The sequence below is a fragment of the Mesorhizobium sp. WSM4809 genome, from assembly GCF_055811655.1.
In genome coordinates this window covers 18,494-38,372 of the sequence record NZ_JBVVQW010000008.1, presented here as the reverse complement: position 1 = coordinate 38,372, position 19,879 = coordinate 18,494, and the positions used below count along the sequence as shown (strand labels likewise).

Genomic DNA, 19,879 nt, shown 5'->3' with positions numbered 1-19,879 from the left:
TTTGCGCATGTTTTATAAAAAATTGACACGCGTCAAGATTTAAAAGTGGTGCGTACCGATTTTGACGATGCACCCTGGGGGCATGACTGTCCTACCGGCATGCGCTACAACCAAGGCGCGAAAAAATGTGCCGGCCTAGGGAACCACTTGGGGATAGCGGCGTTAGTCGCTACTTTTGCGCAAGAGGAGGTTTCGGGTGGGGCGTTTCGAGAACCTGGAAGAACCAACGGGTACATTTCCGATTTTCGACGCAATCACGGAATTGCCGGCAAGGGTCGAAGGGGGCGTATGCACCGGGCTTTATCGGCAGGAAGTGCCGCAGGAGCTGCTTGCAGCGGTTGAAACGGTCCAACCCGGCCATTTTTCGCTGCTGCCTTCATTGGCGGCTTTGAACGACTGCCAGGTCGATAAAGACGATCTGCTGGCGTGAGCAAAGCCGCCCGCGATCGCATCAAAAAACATACCGTATGGGAAAATCACGCACGTTGTCGAAAGCGGCGGTGAGGCATGGAAAGCAAGGAGAGGTTGCAGTGCGTCGGGAGGTGAAGCATGTCTGATCAGGACGAGCTGATCCGGGCTGCCATCGGACGGCTGCTCGCCGAGAAGACAGGCGCCGCCGTCATATCGATGAGAGAGAGCATTACCGAGCTTCTGGCGCTGACCGGTGCCGCGCTGGACGACAGACTGCAGGACCTGCTGCTGGAAATGGCCGAAGTCCGCGGTATGATGGTGGCTCTCGACTTCTGAGCAAATCGGCTGGGGTCGATGGGCATCAGTCCGCTACTCCGGCAACGCCTTCACCGGCAGTTCAACACTACTGCGCCGGCTTCAATGCTGAACCAAGCACCCGGGGTTAAAGATCGAGCGAAACCGCGCCCTGAGGGTGGCTGCAGCATGCCAGGACATAGCCGGCCGACTTCTCTTCAGGGGCCAGCCCGCCGAGATCCTCCATGGCGACTTCGCCGGACAGCTTGGCGATGCGGCATGTGCCGCAAACTCCCTGCTGGCAGGCGGTTGGGACGTAGACCCCACATTGGCGCGCCGCCTCCAGCAGCGTCTCTCCGGGCAAGCAGTTATGCACGATCCCGGAGCGGACGAAACGGACCGAAGATGGTATTGCCGGGGCCGGTTCCAACTGAGGGCTGCTGCCGCCGCCGAAGCTCTCCTGGTGGTACCGCGACGGAGCCACGCCAATCGCATCCAGGCAGGAACGTGCGGCTTTCATGTACGCTTCAGGGCCACAGGCAAAGATAGTGCGGTTGTGGAGATCGGGAACGAGGGTCAGCAGCATCTGACTGTCTATTCTGCCAGTCGGCCCCCTCCAGGTGGGATCTTCCTGGCTACAAACGCACGTTACTTTTACGTTGGGAAAGCGAGAGGCAAGTGCGTCCAATTCCCGTCGAAAGATTATGTCACCAGGCGTTCTGGCACTATGAACGAATGAGATATCCTGGTCGGCCGCGCGGTCGGTAAGCGCACGCAGCATGGACATCACCGGCGTTATCCCGCTGCCGCCCGAAAGGAAGAGCGGCTTTTCATAGGGCAGGTCATCGAGATTGAATGAGCCGAGCGGCCCTTCGATCTCGATCTCGTCGCCCGCCCCCAAATTGTCGTGGAGCCAATTCGAAACCAGGCCGCCCGGTGTTCGCTTCACCGTGATCTGCAGGTCGAGCGGTCGGGTCGGTGGTGACGAAACAGAGTAGGAGCGCGTCACCGCGGCACTCTCGATCTTGAGGTGCACGAGCACATACTGGCCCGCGCTGAAGCAGAACATCCGATCCGTCGGGGATGTGAAAACGAAAGTTTTCACATCGGGCGTTTCCTCGATTACACGACGGCAGAGTACAAGCTGCGATGTGGTTTGTGCCCATTGCCGATGATGCCTCATCGGCAGGAGGTCGGGGGCCCCCAAGGAAACGTGTGCGTTCATCATTCATCTCGGTTCGAAGTCGAACCCAAGATGCCAGTTCCAGGCCCCCCGCAACAGAAGCATCCCTCCCGAGTTATGATCGATTATTTCGATTACATATCCAGTGACATCACGGCAACGTGAAGGGCGCGGATTCCCTTGCGGATGATCGGTTCGTGTTTGCGGCGCGCCAGGATGGCCGTATGGACCGGCTGATGCAGCGTCGGAGCGCCTTCGACGATGAACGATGGGCGTTCGAGGGCGAACCTGCGCGCATCGTCACTTCTCATATAGCAGGTGCCGCCCGTGCGCCGTAGCATCATCTCCGCCAAGGTTTCCGATCCCATGGAAAGGCGACAGATCGCCAACTCGCCGAGCAATTCGGCATGGGCCTTCTCCAGCAGGACCGTATAGCCCGGACGAATGTAGGTTTCGGGATCGACCTCGGAGAGGGTTCTGGCCACCGTGGAAACCATCACATATTCCTCAACCATCAAATGCTCATAGGAGATTTCGGGTAGGTATCGCGGGGCATAAAGCACTGCGATATCGAGATTTCCCATGCTCAGGTCGCTGACCATCTGGTTTGAATAATCCGACTCGACATGGATCGACGATTTGGGAAGAGCCTGACACAGCGTCTCCACCCAACCCGGCAAAACCGAGCGGGTCATCCCGACCTGCGCGGCGACGCGCAAGGTGCCTTCGAAACGATTGAACGCCCGGACATCGTGGCGAGCCTGCGACCATGTGGACAGCAAGGATCTTGCATAAGCTTCGAACCGGCGCCCTGCGGCGGTCGGCTCCGCCCCGGCGCGTCCGCGCTGGAACAGTTCGGACCCGATTGCGCTCTCGAGGTTCTTGATGCGGGTGCTGATCGTCGACTGGGTCAATCCTAGCCGATCCGCGGTGCGATTGAAGTTTCTCGATTCGATGATGTCGAGAAAGGTCTCGATGTGATCAAGTTGCATGAAATCTCCAATCGAAAAACTCGATCATATTCCACGTATCATAAGCTTGATCAAACAATACTCAAGGCGGAAGCTGCAGCAGATCAACGGCCGGCAGCGCCGCCGGGACGAGATACGGATACGGAGCGGAAGAAGTGTTCATAGTCGACTGCGACTGTCATAATTACTGGTCAAGCGCCACCGTGTTGGAGCCCTATCTCTCCGGCTTGTGGAAAGACATGTTCATCGAGGGCGAGAAAACAGGTCCCGTTGGCGCCTTTCCGCATGGCCATCGGCCCTGGTTCCACCCGCAGGACTTCTCCCGCAAGGACATCCGTCCGAAAACGGAAGCCGACAACTATCTCATCATGAAAGAGAAGCACCTCGACAAATACAAAGTCGACGTGGCGATCCTGACCGGCGATGAGCCTATCGAGGCGTCGACCCTGGCTAACCCTTACTATGCCAGCGCTCTGGTCAGCGCGTACAACGATTATCAGATCGATCAGTGGTTGCCGAAAGACGATCGTTTCATGGGCTCGATCATCATCGCGCCACAGGATCCGAAGCTCGCTGCCGCCGAGATTCGCCGTCTTGGCAGTCATCCGCGCATGGTCCAGGTTCTCGCCTCCCAGGGGTCCGTCAAGCCGTATGGCGACCCGTTTTACCACCCGATCTACGAAGCCTGCGCGGAAGTGGGGTTGCCATTCGCCATTCATCTGGGCGGGCATGGCGGCGTGAATTCAACTGCCATTGCTCCCGCCCCGACAACATTCTTCTGGGAAACGCATGCCATTCTGCACATGTCGGCGATGTCGCACGTGGCAAGCATGATCGCCCATGGCGTCTTCGAGAAATGGCCGGACCTCTACTTCGTGATCATCGAATGCGGCGTCGCCTGGGTTCCGTCGGTCCTTTGGCGCCTGGACGCCGACTACAAAGCGCTGCGCAAGGAGACGCCATGGCTGAAGATGCTGCCGTCTGAATATTGCCGGCGCAACATCCGCTTTTCCACGCAGCCGCTGGAGCAGCCTGCAAACATCCAACATCTCTGGTCCACGCTCGAAGCGATGGACGGAGAAAACACGCTGATGTTTGCATCGGACTATCCGCACTGGGATTACGACGATGCCAACACGCTGCAAATCCCTCCTGCCTGGAGGAGCAAGATCATGGGACTGAACGCGCTGGAAGTCTACAAACGCATCCCCCGCGCGCAAGCCGCGAATGCCGCCTGAGGAAGCATACGATGCCCGAGAAGACATATATCTGCCGCGTCGACGAGATCGAAACAGGGTCTCCGTTCATCGCCAAGATCCGCAGCCTTTCGGTCGGGATTTTCCGCATCGGAGATTCATTCCACGCGCTGCTGAATGTCTGTCCGCACCGTGGCGCTCCGCTTTGCGAGGGGCCGCAATGCGGCACAACCGCGCCCGTTGAACAGGCGCAATTCATCTATCATCGCGAAAACGAGATCGTTCGATGCGCCTGGCACGGCTGGGAGTTCGACATCAAGTCAGGCGCGGCCTTGGTCGATCCGTCCGTTCGCGCGCGCACATTTCCAGTCACCGTCGAAGCCGGTGGCATCTACGTGACGGCCTGATTGGCGCAAGCCGATTGGGATTGGAAAAATTCGAAGGAAAGGTGGCGGGAGCCGATAAGCAGATTTGTTCGCCGGTGCTTGACGAGAAATAACGCGGAGAACTCCGCAATGGGAGAGTCAAATGTCAGAATCTGAATACAAGCTTGGTATCGCGCAAAGCCTGATCGGAGGCGGCAAGGTTTCCCGTCGCGATTTCATTCATCTTGGGCTGGCCGCGGGCCTGACCGTTGCCGCCGCCGACCGGCTGTTCGTGAGCACGGCGCGGGCCGAACCGATGCAGGGCGGCTTCGCCAAGCTCGGCATGGCTCATGGCGCGACGACGGATTCGATCGATCCGGCCGGCTACCCCGACACGTTCACACAAACCGCATTTTCGGGCTCGCTGTCCAACAGCCTCACTGAGGTCGACGCCAAAGGCAATGTCCAACCGGACCTCGCCGAGAGCTTTGAAACTTCGGATGGGGCCAAAACCTGGGCCTTCAAGCTGCGCAAAGGCGCAACCTTTCACAACGGCAAGACCGTGACGGCGGATGACGTCGTGACCTCCTTGCAATATCACATGGGCAAGGACACCAAATCGGCGGCGAAATCGCTGTTGGACTCCGTCGCCGACATCAAGGCGGATGGCCCGGAAACGGTGGTTTTCACGCTCAAGAGCGGCAACGCCGATTTCCCTTACATTATGAGTGACTACCATCTGGTCATCATGCCGGCCAAGGATGGCAAGGCGGATTGGGCTTCAGGCGTTCGCACCGGTGCTTTCGTCGTCGAGAATTTCCAGCCCGGCGTTTCGGCCAAGCTCAAGCGCAATCCAAACTACTTCAAGAACGGCAAGCCCTATCTCGATGAGGTGGAGTTCATCGCCATCACGGATCTTGCCGCTCGCATGGCGGCGCTGTCGACGGGGGAGGTGGACTATATCGGCCGCGCCGACCTGAAGACCCTCGGCATGTTGAAACGCAATCCCAAGGTGGAGATCGTCGAAGTCACTGGTTATGGGCACTATACCTTGCCGATGAATGTCACGATGGCGCCATTTGATAATCCAGACGTGCGAATGGCATTGAAATGGGCGATCAATCGCCAAGAAATCGTCGACAAGATCTTTCTTGGCCACGCCACTGTGGCCAACGACAACCCGATCGCGCCGGCCATCAAATTCGCCAAGGATCCGCAACCGCAACACAGCTTCGATCCGGAAAAAGCCAAGCACTACCTGAAAAAGGCCGGAATGGAGAACCTGAAGGTGGACCTCTCGGTCGCCGATGCCGCTTTTGCCGGCGCCGTGGACGCGGCTTCGCTCATTCGCGAAACGGCAGCCCAATGCGGCATCGACGTCAATGTCGTGCGTGAGGCCGAGGACGCTTATTGGGACAATGTCTGGCTGAAGAAACCCTGGTGCGCTTCCTATTGGAGCGGTCGGGCGACGGCCGACTGGATGTTCACGCAAGCCTTCGCCGCCGACTCCAGTTGGAATGAATCCTTCTGGAAAAATCCCCATTTCAACGAACTACTTGTCCAGGCGCGCGCCGAGACGGACGAGGCCAAGCGAGCGGCGATGTATGCCGAGATGCAGCAGTTAACCCACGATGACGGCGGCAGCATCGTGCTGGTCTTCAACAATTTCGTCAGCGCCCAATCCAAAAAGCTCGCACACGGTGATGTGGCGCCCAACTGGGAGAACGATGGACTGAAAATGGCCGAACGCTGGTGGATCGCCACGGCATGAGATGGCGGGCCGGAGCCGCGATGGTTTTGAGGCTCCGGTCAGCTGGCTCCGAGTGCAGGGCTGCCGCCCAAAGGGAAACGCCACGCACATGAACCCCGTCGCAAGAACGGTCCTGCAGCGCCTTGGCCTCGGCCTGGTCACTTTGTTCATCGTGTCCATCATTATCTTCTCTGCGATCGCAATGCTTCCAGGCGACTTCGCCAAGGCCACGCTCGGGCAATCGGCGACGCCCGAAACGGTCGCCGCGTTCCAGCGGGAAATCGGCATCGATCGCCCGCCTGTCGAGCGCTACTTCGTTTGGGTCGCCCAGATGCTCCATGGCGATTTCGGCTCTTCGTTTGCGAGCCGCACCGGATATCGGCGTACCGTGGCCGAGATCATCGCACCACGCCTCTACAACACGATGTTCCTTGCAGCGGTGACTGCGCTGATAGCTGTTCCTCTGGCCTTGGGGCTTGGCATTCTGGCTGCGCTGTACCGCAACGGCTGGTTCGACCGGCTGGTGAATGTCGCGACACTGACAACCATTTCATTCCCGGAATTTTTCGTCGCCTATATGCTCGCCTACCTGGTGATCTCGCGCGACACGTTCATCGGATCCGATTTCGCTCAAACGCTGCCTCATTGGCTCACTGTCTTGCTGAACTGGATGCTCAATGCGGTTCCCAAATTTCCGACATTGTCGAATGTGAACGGTCAGACGCCATTTTGGGAGCATCTCTGGAAAGTCGCCCTGCCGGCAATCACGCTTACGCTCGTAATCGTGGCCCACATGATGCGCATGACCCGAGCGGCCATCATCAACATGCTGGCAAGCCCCTACATCGATATGGCGCGCCTCAAGGGAATGTCCCCGATGGTGATCGTGCTGAGGCATGCCCTGCCCAATGCCTGGGCTCCGATCGTCACTGTGGTGGCGTTCAACCTGGCGTATCTCATCGTCGGAGTGGTCGTGGTCGAGGTCGTTTTCGTCTACCCCGGCATCGGCCAGCTGATGGTTGACGCGGTGAAATCCAGGGATGTTCCGGTTGTCCAGGCCTGCGCCCTGATTTTCGCCGCGACTTACATCCTTCTCAACCTGCTAGCCGACATTATTTCCATCGCCACCAATCCCAGGCTCTTGCACCCGCGATGACCAGATCCGAATCTGTCGCGGCGGTTCAAAGGCTGAGGCGCTCGCGTGCCACCCGGGCGAAAACTGCGCTGAAGAAGGCACCGTTCAGCGCATGGTTCGGCATCGTCGTGATCCTCGGCTACGTCTTTGTTGCGGTCTTCGCGCACTGGATAGCCCCATATGGCGAGACGCAGGTTTTCAGCGAAGCCTTCGCGCCGTGGAGCCAGGAGTTCAAATTGGGAACCGATCAGCTCGGCCGCGACATGCTCACCCGCTTGATCTACGGTGCGCGCAACACCATCGCTATCGCGGTCGCGACCACGTTGCTGTCCTTCGCGGTCGGCGTCTCGCTCGGCCTTCTTGCCGCATTGTACAGGGGGTGGCTCGACCAGATCTTGTCGCGTGCGGTGGACGTGCTGATGTCAATCCCGAGTCTGATCTTCGCGCTGGTGCTGCTGACGATCTTCGGCTCGTCGATCACGAGCCTGATTGTCATCATTGCGCTTCTGGATTCCACCCGGGTCTTTCGGCTTTCTCGCGCCGTCGGGCTTAACGTGGCGGTGATGGAATATGTCGAGGTGGCACGATTACGCGGCGAGGGACCGAAATGGATCATCGCCAGGGAAATCCTTCCCAATGTCATGCCGCCACTGGTCGCCGAGTTCGGCTTGCGATTCTGCTTCGTGTTCCTGACAGTCGCGGCGCTGTCGTTTCTCGGCGTCGGTATTCAGCCGCCGACGGCCGATTGGGGATCAATGGTGCGCGAGAACGCGACCCTAATCACCTACGGCGATGTCACCCCGCTACTTCCGGCCGGCGCGATTGCTCTCCTTACCGTGTCCGTGAATTTCGTGGTGGACTGGTTCCTGCAAGCAACAAGCGGGTTGCGGGATGAAAAGTAGCGGCCCAGGCCCACGCGAAAAAGGAAAGGATCTGCTTCAAATCCGCAATCTGCATGTGGAGGGGTTCTCGGATGAGCGGTGGCATCCCATTGTCCACGGGGTCGATCTGACGCTGAAGCGGGGCCAGGTTCTTGGGCTGATCGGAGAGTCAGGCGCCGGCAAGTCCACCATTGGCCTTGCCGCAATGGGTTATGCCAAGCCGGGCTGCCGGATCATGCAAGGCTCGGTCCTGTTCGACGGGATTGATCTTCTGGCAGTCAATGAAAAAGGGCGCCGTCGCCTCAGGGGCTCCCGCATTGCCTATGTCGCGCAAAGCGCGGCTGCCTCTTTCAATCCGGCACATCGGCTCTTGGAACAAACCGTCGAAACCGCGGTGGCGCATGGAATTGCCGGCCGGGAAGAGGCGAACCGGAGCGCCGTCGATCTTTATCGACGCCTTCAGCTCCCAGAACCGGAGACCATAGGCTTTCGTTATCCTCATCAGGTCTCCGGCGGGCAGTTGCAACGGGCAATGACAGCGATGGCAATGGCTTGTCGTCCGGACCTCATAATATTCGACGAGCCAACAACGGCGCTCGACGTGACCACGCAGGTTGAAGTTCTAGCTTCCATTCGCAACATCGTGGAGGAATTCAGCACCGCTGCAATCTACGTGACGCATGACCTGGCGGTGGTGGCGCAAATGGCGGATCGTATCATGGTTCTGCGCCACGGACGTACCGTGGAGGAGGCTGATACACGCCAGATGCTGGCCTCGCCCAGCCAGGAATATACAAAAACGCTCTGGGCCGTACGCAAGCTCGCCAAGCCCGAAGTTCCAGCCGATGACTATCTGCTGACGATAGACAACGTTACCGCGGCCTATGCAGGAAAGGTCAAGGTGCTCCAGGATGTCTCCATCAAGGTTCCGCGCGGAAGAACCGTGGCTGTGGTCGGCGAATCCGGTTCGGGGAAATCGACGCTCGCTCGAGTCGTCACCGGCCTTTTGCCGCCAATTTCAGGTTCGATTTCTTTTGCCGGCCAGCTTCTTTCCACGGGCCTGAAGACGCGGCCGAAGGAGGTCCTGCGCCGCATCCAGATGATTTATCAAATGCCCGACAACGCCCTGAATCCGCGCCAAACGGTCGAAGAAGTCATAGCTCGGCCGCTCGAATTCTACCTCGGCCTTAAGGGCGCGCGGAGGGATCGCCGGATCGGCGAACTTATGCACATGGTCGAGATGAGCGAGGATTTTCTGGAACGCCTGCCTGGCGAGCTGTCGGGTGGCCAAAAACAGCGCGTCTGCATTGCCCGGGCGTTGGCTGCCGATCCGGAGCTTATCATCTGCGACGAGATCACGTCCGCGCTCGACCAGATCGTCCAAGAGGAAATTCTCAAGCTTCTCATACGTCTCCAACGTGAACTCGGAATGAGCTACATCTTCATTACCCATGACATTGCTACCGTGCGCGCGATAGCCGACGAAATCGTCGTCATGCACCGCGGCAAAGTCGTCGAGCAGGGATTGAAGAGCGAAGTTCTCACGCCACCGCACGCGGCCTATACCGAACGGCTTTTGTCCTCTGTTCCGGAAATGAATCCGGACTGGCTGACAAGGCTGCTGGCCAGCCGGAAGATCTGACGGATCGGCTATCGTCAGCGCCCGGCATGTTCCTCACTGTCAGCTTCCTGGAGCGCTAACGCTGCTCGATCAGCGTCTTCGCCGCATCTTTCCCCACCGAGAGGATGCGATCGGACAATTCCGTTCCGCCCACGGCGCGGGCCATTTGCAGCGTGCCGAGGAGCGTTGCGAAGACAGCCAGCGCCACGCCCTCCGGATCCTTGGCCTGCGGTAGCGCTTGCGCCAACTGGCGCACCAAAGCCAGCAGGTGGTTTGTATAGGCTTCACGCGTCTCAGGCGGCTGACGGGCGAGCTCCGGCAGCAGCGCGGCTGACGCGCAGCCCTTTCCGGGATTGTCCCGGTGCTCGGCCGACAGATACGTGCCGATGGCCATCTCCACGCCCGAAGCCAATGCTTCCGCCAGTTGCTGCGCCTGAAGCTCCATCGCCGCCGCCACGCTTTCGCGGACAAGCTGCGCCTTGGATTGAAAGTGCGGATAGAAGGCGCCGTTCGTCAGCCCGGCGTCGCTCATGATGGTCGCCAGTCCGGACGCGGCGATGCCGTCGCCGCGAAAGCGTTCCGCAGCGACCTCCAGGATCCGTCCGCGCGAGGCGTCCTTCCGGCCCTTTTCGTAGCGCATGGCTGCTATTCCTTTCTGCTATTGCATTATGAGTGTAATCTGATATTACGACTGTAATTCAACGGGCGCAAAAAAGCTAGCCCTCATGATTTTGGAGCACGAAATGAATGCGAATTCCGAAAAAACCGCTGTTGTGACGGGAGCCTCTTCGGGCATTGGCCGCGCCAGTGCCGAGGCTCTGGCAAAGGCGGGGTTCACAGTCTTCGGAACCAGCCGGCGCAAGGCCGACAACGGCCCGGACGGGGTGACCATGCTGGTTTGCGACGTGACCGACGGTGAGGCCGTTGCCGCACTCGTTTCGACGGTGCTGTCGCAGACCGGCCGGATCGACCTCTTGGTCAACAATGCCGGCGTCGGCCAGCTTGGAGGCGCCGAGGAATTCTCGATTGCACAGGTGCAGGCCTTGTTCGACGTCAATCTGTTCGGCGTCATCCGCATGACCAATGCGGTGCTGCCGTCGATGCGGCGGCGTGGCGAGGGGCGCATCGTCAATATCGGCTCTGTGCTGGGACTGGTGCCGGCGCCGTATTCAGCGCATTATTCGGCGGTCAAGCACGCGCTCGAGGGCTATTCGGAATCGCTCGACCACGAGGTTCGTGCCTTCAATATCCGCGTCTCGGTCATCGAGCCGGCATTCGTTCGCACTGTCTTCGACCAGAACGGGATCCAACCGGATTCGTCGTTGCAGGAATACGATCAGGCTCGAGCTACGCTGGAAGCGCTGCTTCGCGATGTGATGCCCGTAGCCGATCGGCCGGAGGTGGTGGCGCAGGTGGTCGTCAAAGCAGCGACCGATGCCCGTCCGCAACGGCGCTACACCGCCGGCAGGGCAGCGCACCAAGTCAGCCTGCTGCGTCGCTTTGCTCCTGCGGGGATATTCGACAAGAGCCTGCGCAAACAGTTCCGCCTGCCGGTTTGAACAACAGCGAGCAGAGGATTTTACGCACATGCGACTGGCAACGACAACACGATTGGCCAGCCCCCGCAAGGCGGAGGTGCCAAGCATGACACATGGGTTCAAGCGGTCGCCCCACTTACGGGCATCGTTCCAGGACACGCCAACGCACTCCGCCGATGTCGGCGGCACGGCATTCGTCTATCGGCAGCTCGGACCAAGGACGGGCGTGCCGGTAATCCTGCTGAACCATCTCGGCGCTCAACTGGACAATTTCGATCCACGCATCGTCGATGGCCTCGCCGCGACCCGGTGGGTGATTGCCTTCGACAACAGGGGCGTTGGTGCTTCAGGCGGCAAAACGCCGTCACGCATCGCCGAGATGGCACGGGATGCGGTCGCCTTTGTCCGGGCGCTGGGGTTCGATCAAGTCGATCTCTTCGGTTTCTCACTCGGCGGCTTCGTGGCGCAGGAGATCGTGCTGACCGAGCCCAGGCTTGTGCGCAAGCTCATCCTGGCCGGCACCGGGCCGGCCGGCGGCCAAGGCATCGACAAGATGACGCCACTGACGATCGTGGACATGATCAAGGGTGCGCTGACTTTTCGGGATCCGAAATACTATCTGTTTTTCACCAGAACGGTGAACGGGCGCCGCGCCGCGAAGGCGTTCCTGCAGCGGCTGACAGAGCGCAAGGCCGACCGCGACAGGCCGATATCGCTTAGCGCGTTCGGCGCGCAACTCCGGGCGGTGAAGGCTTATGGACTACAGGCGCCGCAAGATTTGAGCGCCATCCGCGTCCCTGCGCTGATCGCAAATGGCGATCACGACAGGATGGTGCCGAGCGTCAATACCCACGATCTCGCCCGCCGCATTCCGGGGGCGCAATTGGTGATCTATGCGGATGCCGGCCATGGCGGGGTGTTCCAGAACCACGCGAATTTCGTTCCGAAAGCATTGGCCTTTCTCGAGGCCTGACACCTCTCACCGGGCGGCTTTCGTCCCGAACATCAACAATCTCTCAGAAAGTCACTGCCATGAAGGCATTCGTCGTCGACAAATACAGCAAGAACGGCACGCTGCGGCTGGCCGAAATGCCGGAGCCGAAACTCGGGGACAGTGATGTGCTGGTCGAGGTCCACGCCGCGGCGGTGAACCTGCTCGATTCCAAGGTCAAAACCGGAGAGTTCAAGCTGATCCTGCCCTATCGCCGGCCGTTCATCCTGGGTCACGACGTGGCCGGGAGGGTTGTCCGCGTGGGATCGAAAGTCCGCAAGTTCAAACTCGGCGACGACGTCTATGCGCGGCCGCGCGATGGCCGGATCGGGACGTTCGCCGAGTTCATAGCCATGGATGAAGCCGACGTGGCCCTGAAGCCCGGGAACCTCAGCATGGAGGAGGCGGCCTCGATCCCGCTGGTCGGCCTGACCGCCTGGCAGGCGCTCATCGAAAGGGCCAACCTGAAGAGGGGACAGAAGGTCTTCATTCAAGCCGGATCCGGCGGCGTGGGGACATTCGCCATCCAACTGGCAAAGCATCTCGGCGCGACCGTTGCGACCACCGCCAGCGCGGCGAGTGCCGGCCTGGTCAAGGGGCTCGGCGCCGATGTCGTCGTCGACTACAGGAAAGACGATTTCGAAAAAGTGCTGTCGGGCTACGACGTCGTCTTGAACAGCCAGGACACAAAGACACTTGGAAAGTCACTGAATGTTTTGAAACCGGGGGGCAAGCTCATCTCCATCTCCGGCCCACCGGATCCCGACTTCGCCAGGGAAAAAGGACTGAACATGGTGCTGAAGCTGGTGCTTCGCCTGCTGAGCCGCGGTATTCGAGCGAGAGCCAAGCGCCGTGGCGTGACGTTCTCGTTTCTCTTCATGTGGGCGCAGGGCGAGCAGTTGAGCAAGATCGCATCGCTCATCGAAGCCGGCGCGATCCGCCCGGTCGTCGATCGGGTCTTTCCCTTCGAGGCGACCAACGAGGCGCTGGCCTATGTCGAAACAGGACGCGCCAAGGGCAAGGTCGTCATCAAGGTCCGATAGCAACTCAGCTGCGATCGAGGTCAGCCGCGCCGGGCTGCATCGATCGCCGCGACGTCGATCTTCGTCATCTCCATCATTGCATCAAAGGCGCGTTTGGCTTCCTCGCCGCCGGCCGCCATGGCCTCGGTCAACGTGCGCGGCGTGATTTGCCAGGACACGCCCCATTTGTCCTTGCACCAGCCGCACGCGCTCTCCTGGCCGCCATTGCCGACGATGGCATTCCAGTAGCGGTCGGTTTCCTGCTGATCGTCGGTGGCGATCTGGAACGAGAAGGCCTCGCTCTGCTTGAATGTGGAGCCGCCGTTCAATCCGATGCAGGGAATGCCGGCAACGGTAAATTCGACCGTCAACACGTCGCCTTTCTTGCCGGACGGAAAGTCGCTCGGCGCACGGTGAACGGCGCCCACCATGGTGTCGGGAAAGGTCTCCGCGTAGAAGCGCGCCGCAGCCTCGGCGTCCTTGTCGAACCAGAGGCAAATCGTGTTCTTTGGCATCTTTGGCATTGCGTGTTCCTTTCGGCGTTGGAATTGGCGGAGGTCAACCCAGGAGATTGCGTGCCGTGCGCATGAAGATCCTCGACCCGATCGGGATCAGGTCGTCGGGAAAGTCATAGTCGGGATTGTGCAAGGCAGGATGCCGCTCGCCTGCACCGAGGAAGAACATCGCCGATTTGGCACTACGGCCGAACAGGCCGAAATCTTCCGAGGCGCGCATCGGCAGGGCTTCTTCGCCGTGCGCGACGCCCTCTTCATCGAGCGCGCGCCGCAGATGCTCCACCGCGTCCGGCGCGTTGACGCTGGCGACGAAGATCTCGTGATAGTCCCAGCGGGCGGAAAGGCGATGCTCGCCCGCGATCCTGGCGACCAGTGCTTCGGCAGCAGCGCAAAGGTTCGCCATGCGCTCGTCACGCCGGGTGCGCAGCGTGGCCCACACCTCGGCGTGAGCCGGCGAGATGCCGAACACGGCTTCGCCCATCGCGGCATGGGTGACCGTCAGCATGGAGAAGTCGTCATCGGCGAAGGTCCCGCGCCCGAGCGCCGGCAGCGCCGGCATCAGCTCACTGACCGCCAGCATCGGCGAAATGCCGGTCTCCGGCATGGACGAATGGGCGGTCTTGCCCTCCAGCACGATGCGCATGCCGCGTGAAGCACAGTTGACCACGCCGGCTTTGAGCCGCACCTCGCCAAATGGCACGCCGGGCAGGTTGTGCAATGAGAAAGCGAAATCCGGAGCGATCTCGCCGAAGCGCGGATCGGCGACGACGCCTGCCGCGCCATTGCCGGTTTCCTCCGCCGGCTGGAACATCAGCACGACGCGGCCGCTTGCAGGCCTTTCGCGCCCCAACTGACGGCCGAGGGATGCCAGGATCGCGGTGTGTCCGTCATGGCCGCACATATGCGACTTGCCCGGCACGCGCGACGAATGCGGTACGCCTGAAAGTTCTTCGATAGGCAAGGCATCGAGTTCCGAACGGAACAGCACCGTCGGCCCCGCTTTGCCGCTGTCATATATGGCCGCGACGCCGTGCCCGCCGAGTTGTGTCAGCACCTTGTCCGGCCCCGTATCGGCGAGGAAGGCGACAACCTCCTTTGCCGTCTTTTCCTCTTCATTCGAGATTTCCGGGGCCTGGTGCAGCTGGCGTCGCCACGCGGTCAACTCGATGATGTCTCGGTTGGTCAGAGTCATGCTTTTTCAGCCTCCGCTGCATTCTTCATTGACACGTCCAGTCACAGGGGATGTCGATGATGAATTGCTAGCGACAAAGGGCAGTTCCCGCCACAGTCCAAGTCTCACGCTTCGGCAGGCCAGAAACGACCCGTTCTTCCGGCCCCAGCCTATTGATTGATTTCGGGTTCGACGAGCTTTGCCAGGTTTCTGAGCGACTCCTGCCAGCCGAGATAGCAGGCCTCGACCGGAATGACGTCCGGAATGCCGGCTTGGGTGATATCGATTTCGGTGCCGACCGACACTTTTTTCAAGGTCACGGTGACCCGTATCTCGCCGGGCAGGTTGGGATCGTCGAACCTGTCGGTGTAGAGCAGGCGCTCGCCCGGGACGAGTTCGAGGTACTCGCCGCCGAAGGAATGGCTGTCGCCGGTGGTGAAATTGCGGAACGACATCTTGAACGTGCCGCCGACCTTTGCCTCGAAACTATGGACCGTGCAGGTGAAGCCGTTTGGCGGAAGCCACTTGGCCAGCGCGTCCGCTTCAACGAAGGCGCGATAGACCTTTTCCGGGCTGGTCGTCAGGACGCGGTGCAAACGTACGGTGCCGGGCATAGCTGGATCCTTTCATGAATGCCTGTTCGATACCCCAAGGACGGACGAAGCCTGGCCAGTCCGACATTGGTTTGCGAATTTTTTGACAGCGTGCGGCCTGTGTACGCCGCGGGCCTGCCGTTCGACCAGCGCTTATCAACACCAGGCTCGGGCGAGGCGGCTCTGGAGCTGGCGTCATCTGCTAAATTGAGCTCCTGAGCCATCTTGTTGTTCAGGCGCGGTTTTCCCGATTGGCGCGAACAGGCAGCGCGTCCCGGCCAATGCTTCGAACGCCGCTAAATAGGGCAGCGCGTCTTTGCCGTCCATGTGCCGATCATTCGAATTTGCATCTGATCAGAGTTGATTTCCTATCAGGCCGTTAACGCGGCCATGCTGTTAATCAGCATTTGCTAATGAGTCTTTCGAACCCGAGGCAAGCAATGACCAAGAATCTCGGCAATGCACGTCATACGCCGGCGAAGGACCTGCAGGTCTCCCTTCTAGGCAAAGCCGCGCCGGCACTGTTTCCGCTGGTCGTAGCGGCGCTGGGCTACATGGTTGGCAAGCAGTTCTTCGGCATCTAGGCGCGCAGTTCCGTTCTCCCAAACGTTTCGGCGGACCGACCATGTCAACGCGCGGACCGCCGTTTGCATTGCAGCGGCGTGTCGCCGGACATCAACGTCAAACATGCACGTCGCCAAAGGACAGTTCGCCGTCGTCATCGGCCGTGAAAAAGACGATGGCAAGCAACCCGACATAGAATGCGGCCACAACAACCACGATCGCCACACCGGGAACGGGGCCAAGGGCGGCGCTGTCCACGGCTTGGCGAAGCGAGCCGGCAAAGCCGGTCCTGACGCCCACGGTTTGAAGGCTGGGTGTGGATATCTTGAGCACCCAGGCCAGCCAGAGGATCAAGAACAGGTAGATGTAATTCCGCCGCAGCCGACGGGCTAGCGCGACGCGCTGCGACAGCAGGAATTTCGGCGCGCGCAGGCCTTCGCCGACGATGAGCAGCCAGTCCGAGGCGAAGTCGGGCTGTGGGGAAAAGATCTGCGCGAAATAGTGGCGTTCGAACTGGCGTACGCGCGCCCGATAGAAATCGAAGAACCGATAGCGGCGCGCCTCGATCCACAGCAGCAGCAGGATCAGCAGCATGGCGAACAGCAGCACGCCGTGATGCGCACTGGCCGTCGAGAGTGATACCGAAAGCAGCGCCGCCACCACCGTGATTGCCCAATTGGTCGTCAGGTCGAGCCGGTCGCGCCATCCCGCCATGCGAGCGATCTCGGCGCGGTGGAAATGGGACAGCGTGTTGACGCGCTCCGCCGATGAAAGGACGGGGCCAGCGGGCTGTGCCGACGCGTCGTTCATGGCATCCTCCGGCAAGGAACAGAACAGTTTGCCGGCAACATCGTTCCAAGACGCATCACGCAAGAGCGGCATCGGCCACTCGTGATCTATCTCGGCTGCACGGCCCTTGAGAATCCTTCAGCCTTCGGCAACATGGCGGTAGGGCTGGGAGTGCGAAGATGAGCAAGGCCATTTCCACCGCATCGTCGAGGGTCCCGCGCAACACGCCGATGGCGCTGACCGAGGCGTTGGTCGCGCGCACCATGCGTGCTGTCGAGGATGCCGGGCCGACGCCGGGCATGGTTCACATGACCGATGCCGACTATGCGCGCATCCGCGACGAGGTGCTGGCCGGCGCTCCGGCCGGGCCGCTGAAATTATTTGCCTATGGCTCGCTGTTGTGGAAGCCCGCCGGCGAGGTGAGGGGCGGAGAACGCGCGGTGGCCAGCGGCTGGCATCGTTCGTTCTGCTTCACGGTGCAGCGTTTTCGCGGCACGGTCGAGCAGCCCGGCCTGATGATGGCGCTCGATCGCGGCGGCCAGTGCCAGGGCATGGTGTTCGAGATCGCGGAACCGGTGGCGGCTAACCTCGAAGCGCTCCTGCGCCGCGAAATGACCATCCTGCCCGCCGTCAACGTGCCGCGCTGGCTGCAGGTCAGGACCGAAGGCGGCCCATGTCGCGCGCTTGGCTTCGTCGTCGATCCCGCCAATCCGCGTTATGCCGGCAACCTCGACAAGCAGGCGATCGCGGCGACGCTGGTGACAGCCGTTGGTCATTGGGGCTCGGGCGCGCAATATCTTTTCGAGACGATCCGCCACCTCGAAGCCTGCGGCATCCGCGACCGCAATTTGTGGCGGCTGCAGGAACTGGTGGCCGAAGAGATCGGGCTAACATCACAACTCACCCGTCCCTGAGCCATACCAGCATCTCGCCGGGCTCGCGGTTGTCCCAGGCGAAATAGGGAATGGCGGTCAGGCGCGTCTCGGCGGTGGCCGGCGGCTCGGGCCTGTAGAGCCCGTCCTGCCACCCGTCGGCGGCATCGGCAAGTGCGGCGGTCGACAGCGTCACCACACCTCCGAGAAGTTCCGGCCGGTGCTGCGCTTCGATAGTGGCCGTCCGCGGCAGCGTCAGGCGATGCGGCTGGCTGTCATTGTCTGATGCCTCGACGCAATAGATCAGCGGGCCGCGCGACAGCGCGACGCGGCCGGCATCCTGGCGCACCTGCGGGTTGGCATAGAGCCGCTCGATCGGCATTTCGAGATCGAGCCGGATATTGTCGGCCTTCTTCCATGTCCGCTTGATCGCGGCGTAGCCGTTGCTGGTGATCTCAGCCAGCTTGATGGCTTCGCCGTTCACCTTCAACTGGGCACTGGCGCTCCAGGCGGGAATGCGCAGGTGCAAGGTCAATTCGACCGGCGCCTGCGGTTCAAGCGTGATCTCGACGGCGCCGTCCCATGGATACCTGCTCGCCTGTGTCAGGCTGACCGGGACGCCCGATATGTCGAAACGGGCGGTCGAGTCGCCATAGAGGTGGATGGCCAACGCATCGTCGGCCAGGCTGTAGAAATAGCTGCCGATCGAGGCGACCATGCGACCGATATTGGGTGGGCAGCACGGGCAGCGGTGCCATTTCCACCTGTTGTGCTTGCCCCGGCTTTCCAATGGATTCTCGTAGAAAAACAGCGAGCCGTCGAGCGACAGGCCCGAGATCGAACCGTTGTAGAGGGCGCGTTCCATCATGTCGGCGTAGCGGGCGTTCGGCCCCATGCCGAGCATGCGGCTGGCCCAGAACACCAGGCCCACCGCTGCACAGGTCTCGGCATAGGCGCTCTCGTTGGGCAGGTCATAGTCGCTGGTGAACCCCTCATTGTGCGCCGATGGCCCGAGCCCGCCGGTGATATAGAGGCTCTTGGTGGTGAGATCGTCCCACAGAAGGTCGAGCGCCGACCGCAGCGTATCATCGCCATATTCGGTCGCGATGTCGGCCATGCCGGAATAGAGGTACATCGCTCTGACCGCGTGGCCGACGACCTTGTGCTGTTCTCGCACCGGGATGTGCGATTGGCTGTATTCATAGGTCTTGAAATGATAGGCCTTCGGGTCGGCGCCGCGGGCGCGGGCCTCCTCGTCGAAATAATGCGGCTGCTGCCCGCGCTGGTCGATGAAGTATCTGGCCAGCTCCATGTATTTCCGCTCGCCGGTCACCCGCGCCAGCTTGACCAGCGCCAGCTCGATCTCCTCATGTCCGCAATAGCCCTTCTTCTTGCCGGGCTCGGGGCCGAGCACCGACGCGATATGGTCGGCATAGCGGCACATGATGTCGAGCAGCTTGCGTTTTCCCGTCGCCTGGTAATAGGCGACCGCGCCCTCGATCAGGTGGCCGGCGCAATAGAGCTCGTGGCAGTCGCGCAGATTGGTCCAGCGCTTGCCGGGCTGGATGCGCTGATACCAGCTCGAGAGATAGCCGTCCTCCTGCTGCAGCTTGCCATACATGTCGATGACGGCATCGATCTTCTTCTCCAGTTCGGGGTTCTTGCGCCGGTAAAGCGAGTAGGCCGCGGTCTCGATCGTCTTGCCGAGATCGGAATCCCAGAACATCTGCGTGGTCACCGTCGATCCAGTGAATTCCGCGTCCTGGCGGTCGGCTTCGTCGGGGGAGGGCGAGTGGAAGGGGATGACTATGCCGGGCGAGGGGCGGTCCGGATCGATCTGCTCCAGCATGCGGGCCTCGACGCAGCGCTCGTAGAGGATGTCGGCGGTGCGTGTGGCGACAGCGTCGGCGCGGTCGCCCCAGAAGCCGTGCACGTCGACCTGCGGCACCGGCAGCGGGCGGAAGGCGAGCTTCGGTTTTCCGGTCTTTGCGGATGGTGATGCGGTCATGAACTTACT

At 60.8% G+C, this 19,879-nt stretch carries 22 protein-coding genes; 13 read left to right on the top strand and 9 right to left on the bottom strand.

Features of this window, described 5'->3' with window-relative positions; translation table 11 throughout:
* Window positions 1–196 precede the first annotated feature (196 nt).
* Both AC0L24_RS20520 and AC0L24_RS20515 read left to right on the top strand, forming a co-directional pair.
* Window positions 197–430: a hypothetical protein gene (locus AC0L24_RS20520; protein ID WP_127395712.1), complete on the top strand. Its 234-nt coding sequence runs from the start codon at window positions 197–199 to the stop codon at window positions 428–430.
* Between the two features lie 119 nt (window positions 431–549).
* On the top strand, window positions 550–747 hold the full coding sequence (locus AC0L24_RS20515) for a hypothetical protein (RefSeq protein WP_127270219.1): 198 nt from the start codon (window positions 550–552) through the stop codon (window positions 745–747).
* Window positions 748–853: 106 nt separating this feature from the next.
* Here the strand turns inward: AC0L24_RS20515 and AC0L24_RS20510 are convergent, their stop codons facing one another.
* Window positions 854–1,810 carry an FAD-binding oxidoreductase gene (locus AC0L24_RS20510; protein ID WP_473564111.1) on the bottom strand — a complete coding sequence of 319 codons (957 nt, stop codon included), beginning with the start codon at window positions 1,808–1,810 and terminating at the stop codon, window positions 854–856.
* 212 nt (window positions 1,811–2,022) lie between these two features.
* On the bottom strand, window positions 2,023–2,880 hold the full coding sequence (locus AC0L24_RS20505) for a LysR family transcriptional regulator (protein WP_023809366.1): 858 nt from the start codon (window positions 2,878–2,880) through the stop codon (window positions 2,023–2,025).
* Window positions 2,881–3,014: 134 nt separating this feature from the next.
* On the opposite strand from AC0L24_RS20505, the gene AC0L24_RS20500 reads away from it, so the two are divergent.
* The 6 genes from AC0L24_RS20500 to AC0L24_RS20475 all read left to right on the top strand — a co-directional run bounded on the left by AC0L24_RS20500 (window position 3,015) and on the right by AC0L24_RS20475 (window position 9,828).
* Window positions 3,015–4,097, top strand: a complete 1,083-nt coding sequence (locus AC0L24_RS20500) for an amidohydrolase family protein (RefSeq protein WP_127381872.1) — start codon at window positions 3,015–3,017, stop codon at window positions 4,095–4,097.
* Window positions 4,098–4,108: 11 nt separating this feature from the next.
* Window positions 4,109–4,462, top strand: a complete 354-nt coding sequence (locus AC0L24_RS20495) for a Rieske (2Fe-2S) protein (protein ID WP_023809364.1) — start codon at window positions 4,109–4,111, stop codon at window positions 4,460–4,462.
* Window positions 4,463–4,583: 121 nt separating this feature from the next.
* A complete protein-coding gene (locus AC0L24_RS20490) occupies window positions 4,584–6,191 on the top strand; it encodes an ABC transporter substrate-binding protein (RefSeq protein WP_127809716.1) in 1,608 nt (535 codons plus the stop codon).
* 88 nt (window positions 6,192–6,279) lie between these two features.
* Entirely contained in the window at window positions 6,280–7,326 is a 1,047-nt protein-coding gene (locus tag AC0L24_RS20485) for an ABC transporter permease (RefSeq protein ID WP_128288609.1), read from the top strand.
* A complete protein-coding gene (locus tag AC0L24_RS20480; RefSeq protein ID WP_127326516.1) occupies window positions 7,323–8,207 on the top strand; it encodes an ABC transporter permease in 885 nt (294 codons plus the stop codon). The genes AC0L24_RS20485 and AC0L24_RS20480 overlap by 4 nt, the downstream gene beginning before the upstream one ends.
* Window positions 8,197–9,828, top strand: a complete 1,632-nt coding sequence (locus AC0L24_RS20475; protein ID WP_128288608.1) for an ABC transporter ATP-binding protein — start codon at window positions 8,197–8,199, stop codon at window positions 9,826–9,828. Before AC0L24_RS20480 ends, AC0L24_RS20475 begins: the two co-directional genes overlap by 11 nt.
* A 55-nt stretch (window positions 9,829–9,883) precedes the next feature.
* On the opposite strand, the gene AC0L24_RS20470 is transcribed toward AC0L24_RS20475, so the two are convergent.
* A complete protein-coding gene (locus AC0L24_RS20470; protein WP_128288607.1) occupies window positions 9,884–10,447 on the bottom strand; it encodes a TetR/AcrR family transcriptional regulator in 564 nt (187 codons plus the stop codon).
* A gap of 103 nt (window positions 10,448–10,550) precedes the next feature.
* On the opposite strand from AC0L24_RS20470, the gene AC0L24_RS20465 reads away from it, so the two are divergent.
* The 3 genes from AC0L24_RS20465 (at window position 10,551) to AC0L24_RS20455 (ending at window position 13,379) form a co-directional block, all read left to right on the top strand.
* The gene (locus AC0L24_RS20465; protein ID WP_128288606.1) at window positions 10,551–11,366 is read left to right on the top strand and encodes an oxidoreductase; all 816 of its coding nucleotides are present in this window, start codon (window positions 10,551–10,553) and stop codon (window positions 11,364–11,366) included.
* Window positions 11,367–11,451: 85 nt separating this feature from the next.
* Window positions 11,452–12,318 carry an alpha/beta fold hydrolase gene (locus AC0L24_RS20460; protein WP_128288605.1) on the top strand — a complete coding sequence of 289 codons (867 nt, stop codon included), beginning with the start codon at window positions 11,452–11,454 and terminating at the stop codon, window positions 12,316–12,318.
* A gap of 59 nt (window positions 12,319–12,377) precedes the next feature.
* Window positions 12,378–13,379 carry an NADP-dependent oxidoreductase gene (locus AC0L24_RS20455; RefSeq protein WP_128288604.1) on the top strand — a complete coding sequence of 334 codons (1,002 nt, stop codon included), beginning with the start codon at window positions 12,378–12,380 and terminating at the stop codon, window positions 13,377–13,379.
* 20 nt (window positions 13,380–13,399) lie between these two features.
* On the opposite strand, the gene AC0L24_RS20450 is transcribed toward AC0L24_RS20455, so the two are convergent.
* The 4 genes from AC0L24_RS20450 to AC0L24_RS20435 all read right to left on the bottom strand — a co-directional run bounded on the left by AC0L24_RS20450 (window position 13,400) and on the right by AC0L24_RS20435 (window position 15,964).
* Entirely contained in the window at window positions 13,400–13,873 is a 474-nt protein-coding gene (locus tag AC0L24_RS20450) for a VOC family protein (RefSeq protein ID WP_164895650.1), read from the bottom strand.
* Between the two features lie 43 nt (window positions 13,874–13,916).
* The gene (locus AC0L24_RS20445; RefSeq protein WP_128288602.1) at window positions 13,917–15,065 is read right to left on the bottom strand and encodes an amidohydrolase; all 1,149 of its coding nucleotides are present in this window, start codon (window positions 15,063–15,065) and stop codon (window positions 13,917–13,919) included.
* Window positions 15,066–15,214: 149 nt separating this feature from the next.
* On the bottom strand, window positions 15,215–15,658 hold the full coding sequence (locus AC0L24_RS20440; RefSeq protein ID WP_128288601.1) for an SRPBCC family protein: 444 nt from the start codon (window positions 15,656–15,658) through the stop codon (window positions 15,215–15,217).
* Window positions 15,659–15,832: 174 nt separating this feature from the next.
* The gene (locus AC0L24_RS20435) at window positions 15,833–15,964 is read right to left on the bottom strand and encodes a hypothetical protein (RefSeq protein WP_281061880.1); all 132 of its coding nucleotides are present in this window, start codon (window positions 15,962–15,964) and stop codon (window positions 15,833–15,835) included.
* 113 nt (window positions 15,965–16,077) lie between these two features.
* Here AC0L24_RS20435 and AC0L24_RS20430 point away from each other — a divergent pair, with 113 nt between their 5' ends.
* The gene (locus AC0L24_RS20430; RefSeq protein ID WP_127271038.1) at window positions 16,078–16,221 is read left to right on the top strand and encodes a hypothetical protein; all 144 of its coding nucleotides are present in this window, start codon (window positions 16,078–16,080) and stop codon (window positions 16,219–16,221) included.
* Between the two features lie 97 nt (window positions 16,222–16,318).
* Here the strand turns inward: AC0L24_RS20430 and AC0L24_RS20425 are convergent, their stop codons facing one another.
* A complete protein-coding gene (locus AC0L24_RS20425; RefSeq protein ID WP_127271036.1) occupies window positions 16,319–17,011 on the bottom strand; it encodes a DUF2270 domain-containing protein in 693 nt (230 codons plus the stop codon).
* 158 nt (window positions 17,012–17,169) lie between these two features.
* Here AC0L24_RS20425 and AC0L24_RS20420 point away from each other — a divergent pair, with 158 nt between their 5' ends.
* Window positions 17,170–17,904 (top strand): gamma-glutamylcyclotransferase, encoded by a 735-nt coding sequence (locus tag AC0L24_RS20420; RefSeq protein ID WP_127322398.1) that lies wholly within the window; start codon window positions 17,170–17,172, stop codon window positions 17,902–17,904.
* Here AC0L24_RS20420 and AC0L24_RS20415 read toward each other — a convergent pair.
* Window positions 17,891–19,870 carry a glycoside hydrolase family 127 protein gene (locus AC0L24_RS20415; protein WP_473564110.1) on the bottom strand — a complete coding sequence of 660 codons (1,980 nt, stop codon included), beginning with the start codon at window positions 19,868–19,870 and terminating at the stop codon, window positions 17,891–17,893. The two genes, AC0L24_RS20420 and AC0L24_RS20415, sit on opposite strands and share 14 nt — an antisense overlap.
* Window positions 19,871–19,879 lie beyond the last annotated feature (9 nt).

Excerpts from the sequence above, each read along its gene's own strand:
- AC0L24_RS20490 (WP_127809716.1), top strand. The coding sequence starts at position 4,584 with ATGTCAGAATCTGAATACAAGCTTGGTATCGCGCAAAGCCTGATCGGA.
- AC0L24_RS20515 (WP_127270219.1), top strand. The coding sequence starts at position 550 with ATGTCTGATCAGGACGAGCTGATCCGGGCTGCCATCGGACGGCTGCTC.
- AC0L24_RS20420 (WP_127322398.1), top strand. The coding sequence starts at position 17,170 with ATGAGCAAGGCCATTTCCACCGCATCGTCGAGGGTCCCGCGCAACACG.
- AC0L24_RS20505 (WP_023809366.1), bottom strand. The coding sequence starts at position 2,880 with ATGCAACTTGATCACATCGAGACCTTTCTCGACATCATCGAATCGAGA.
- AC0L24_RS20460 (WP_128288605.1), top strand. The coding sequence starts at position 11,452 with ATGACACATGGGTTCAAGCGGTCGCCCCACTTACGGGCATCGTTCCAG.
- AC0L24_RS20470 (WP_128288607.1), bottom strand. The coding sequence starts at position 10,447 with ATGCGCTACGAAAAGGGCCGGAAGGACGCCTCGCGCGGACGGATCCTG.
- AC0L24_RS20445 (WP_128288602.1), bottom strand. The coding sequence starts at position 15,065 with ATGACTCTGACCAACCGAGACATCATCGAGTTGACCGCGTGGCGACGC.
- AC0L24_RS20430 (WP_127271038.1), top strand. The coding sequence starts at position 16,078 with ATGACCAAGAATCTCGGCAATGCACGTCATACGCCGGCGAAGGACCTG.
- AC0L24_RS20495 (WP_023809364.1), top strand. The coding sequence starts at position 4,109 with ATGCCCGAGAAGACATATATCTGCCGCGTCGACGAGATCGAAACAGGG.
- AC0L24_RS20440 (WP_128288601.1), bottom strand. The coding sequence starts at position 15,658 with ATGCCCGGCACCGTACGTTTGCACCGCGTCCTGACGACCAGCCCGGAA.
- AC0L24_RS20480 (WP_127326516.1), top strand. The coding sequence starts at position 7,323 with ATGACCAGATCCGAATCTGTCGCGGCGGTTCAAAGGCTGAGGCGCTCG.
- AC0L24_RS20455 (WP_128288604.1), top strand. The coding sequence starts at position 12,378 with ATGAAGGCATTCGTCGTCGACAAATACAGCAAGAACGGCACGCTGCGG.
- AC0L24_RS20425 (WP_127271036.1), bottom strand. The coding sequence starts at position 17,011 with ATGAACGACGCGTCGGCACAGCCCGCTGGCCCCGTCCTTTCATCGGCG.
- AC0L24_RS20415 (WP_473564110.1), bottom strand. The coding sequence starts at position 19,870 with ATGACCGCATCACCATCCGCAAAGACCGGAAAACCGAAGCTCGCCTTC.
- AC0L24_RS20435 (WP_281061880.1), bottom strand. The coding sequence starts at position 15,964 with ATGGACGGCAAAGACGCGCTGCCCTATTTAGCGGCGTTCGAAGCATTG.
- AC0L24_RS20450 (WP_164895650.1), bottom strand. The coding sequence starts at position 13,873 with ATGCCAAAGAACACGATTTGCCTCTGGTTCGACAAGGACGCCGAGGCT.
- AC0L24_RS20465 (WP_128288606.1), top strand. The coding sequence starts at position 10,551 with ATGAATGCGAATTCCGAAAAAACCGCTGTTGTGACGGGAGCCTCTTCG.
- AC0L24_RS20475 (WP_128288608.1), top strand. The coding sequence starts at position 8,197 with ATGAAAAGTAGCGGCCCAGGCCCACGCGAAAAAGGAAAGGATCTGCTT.
- AC0L24_RS20485 (WP_128288609.1), top strand. The coding sequence starts at position 6,280 with ATGAACCCCGTCGCAAGAACGGTCCTGCAGCGCCTTGGCCTCGGCCTG.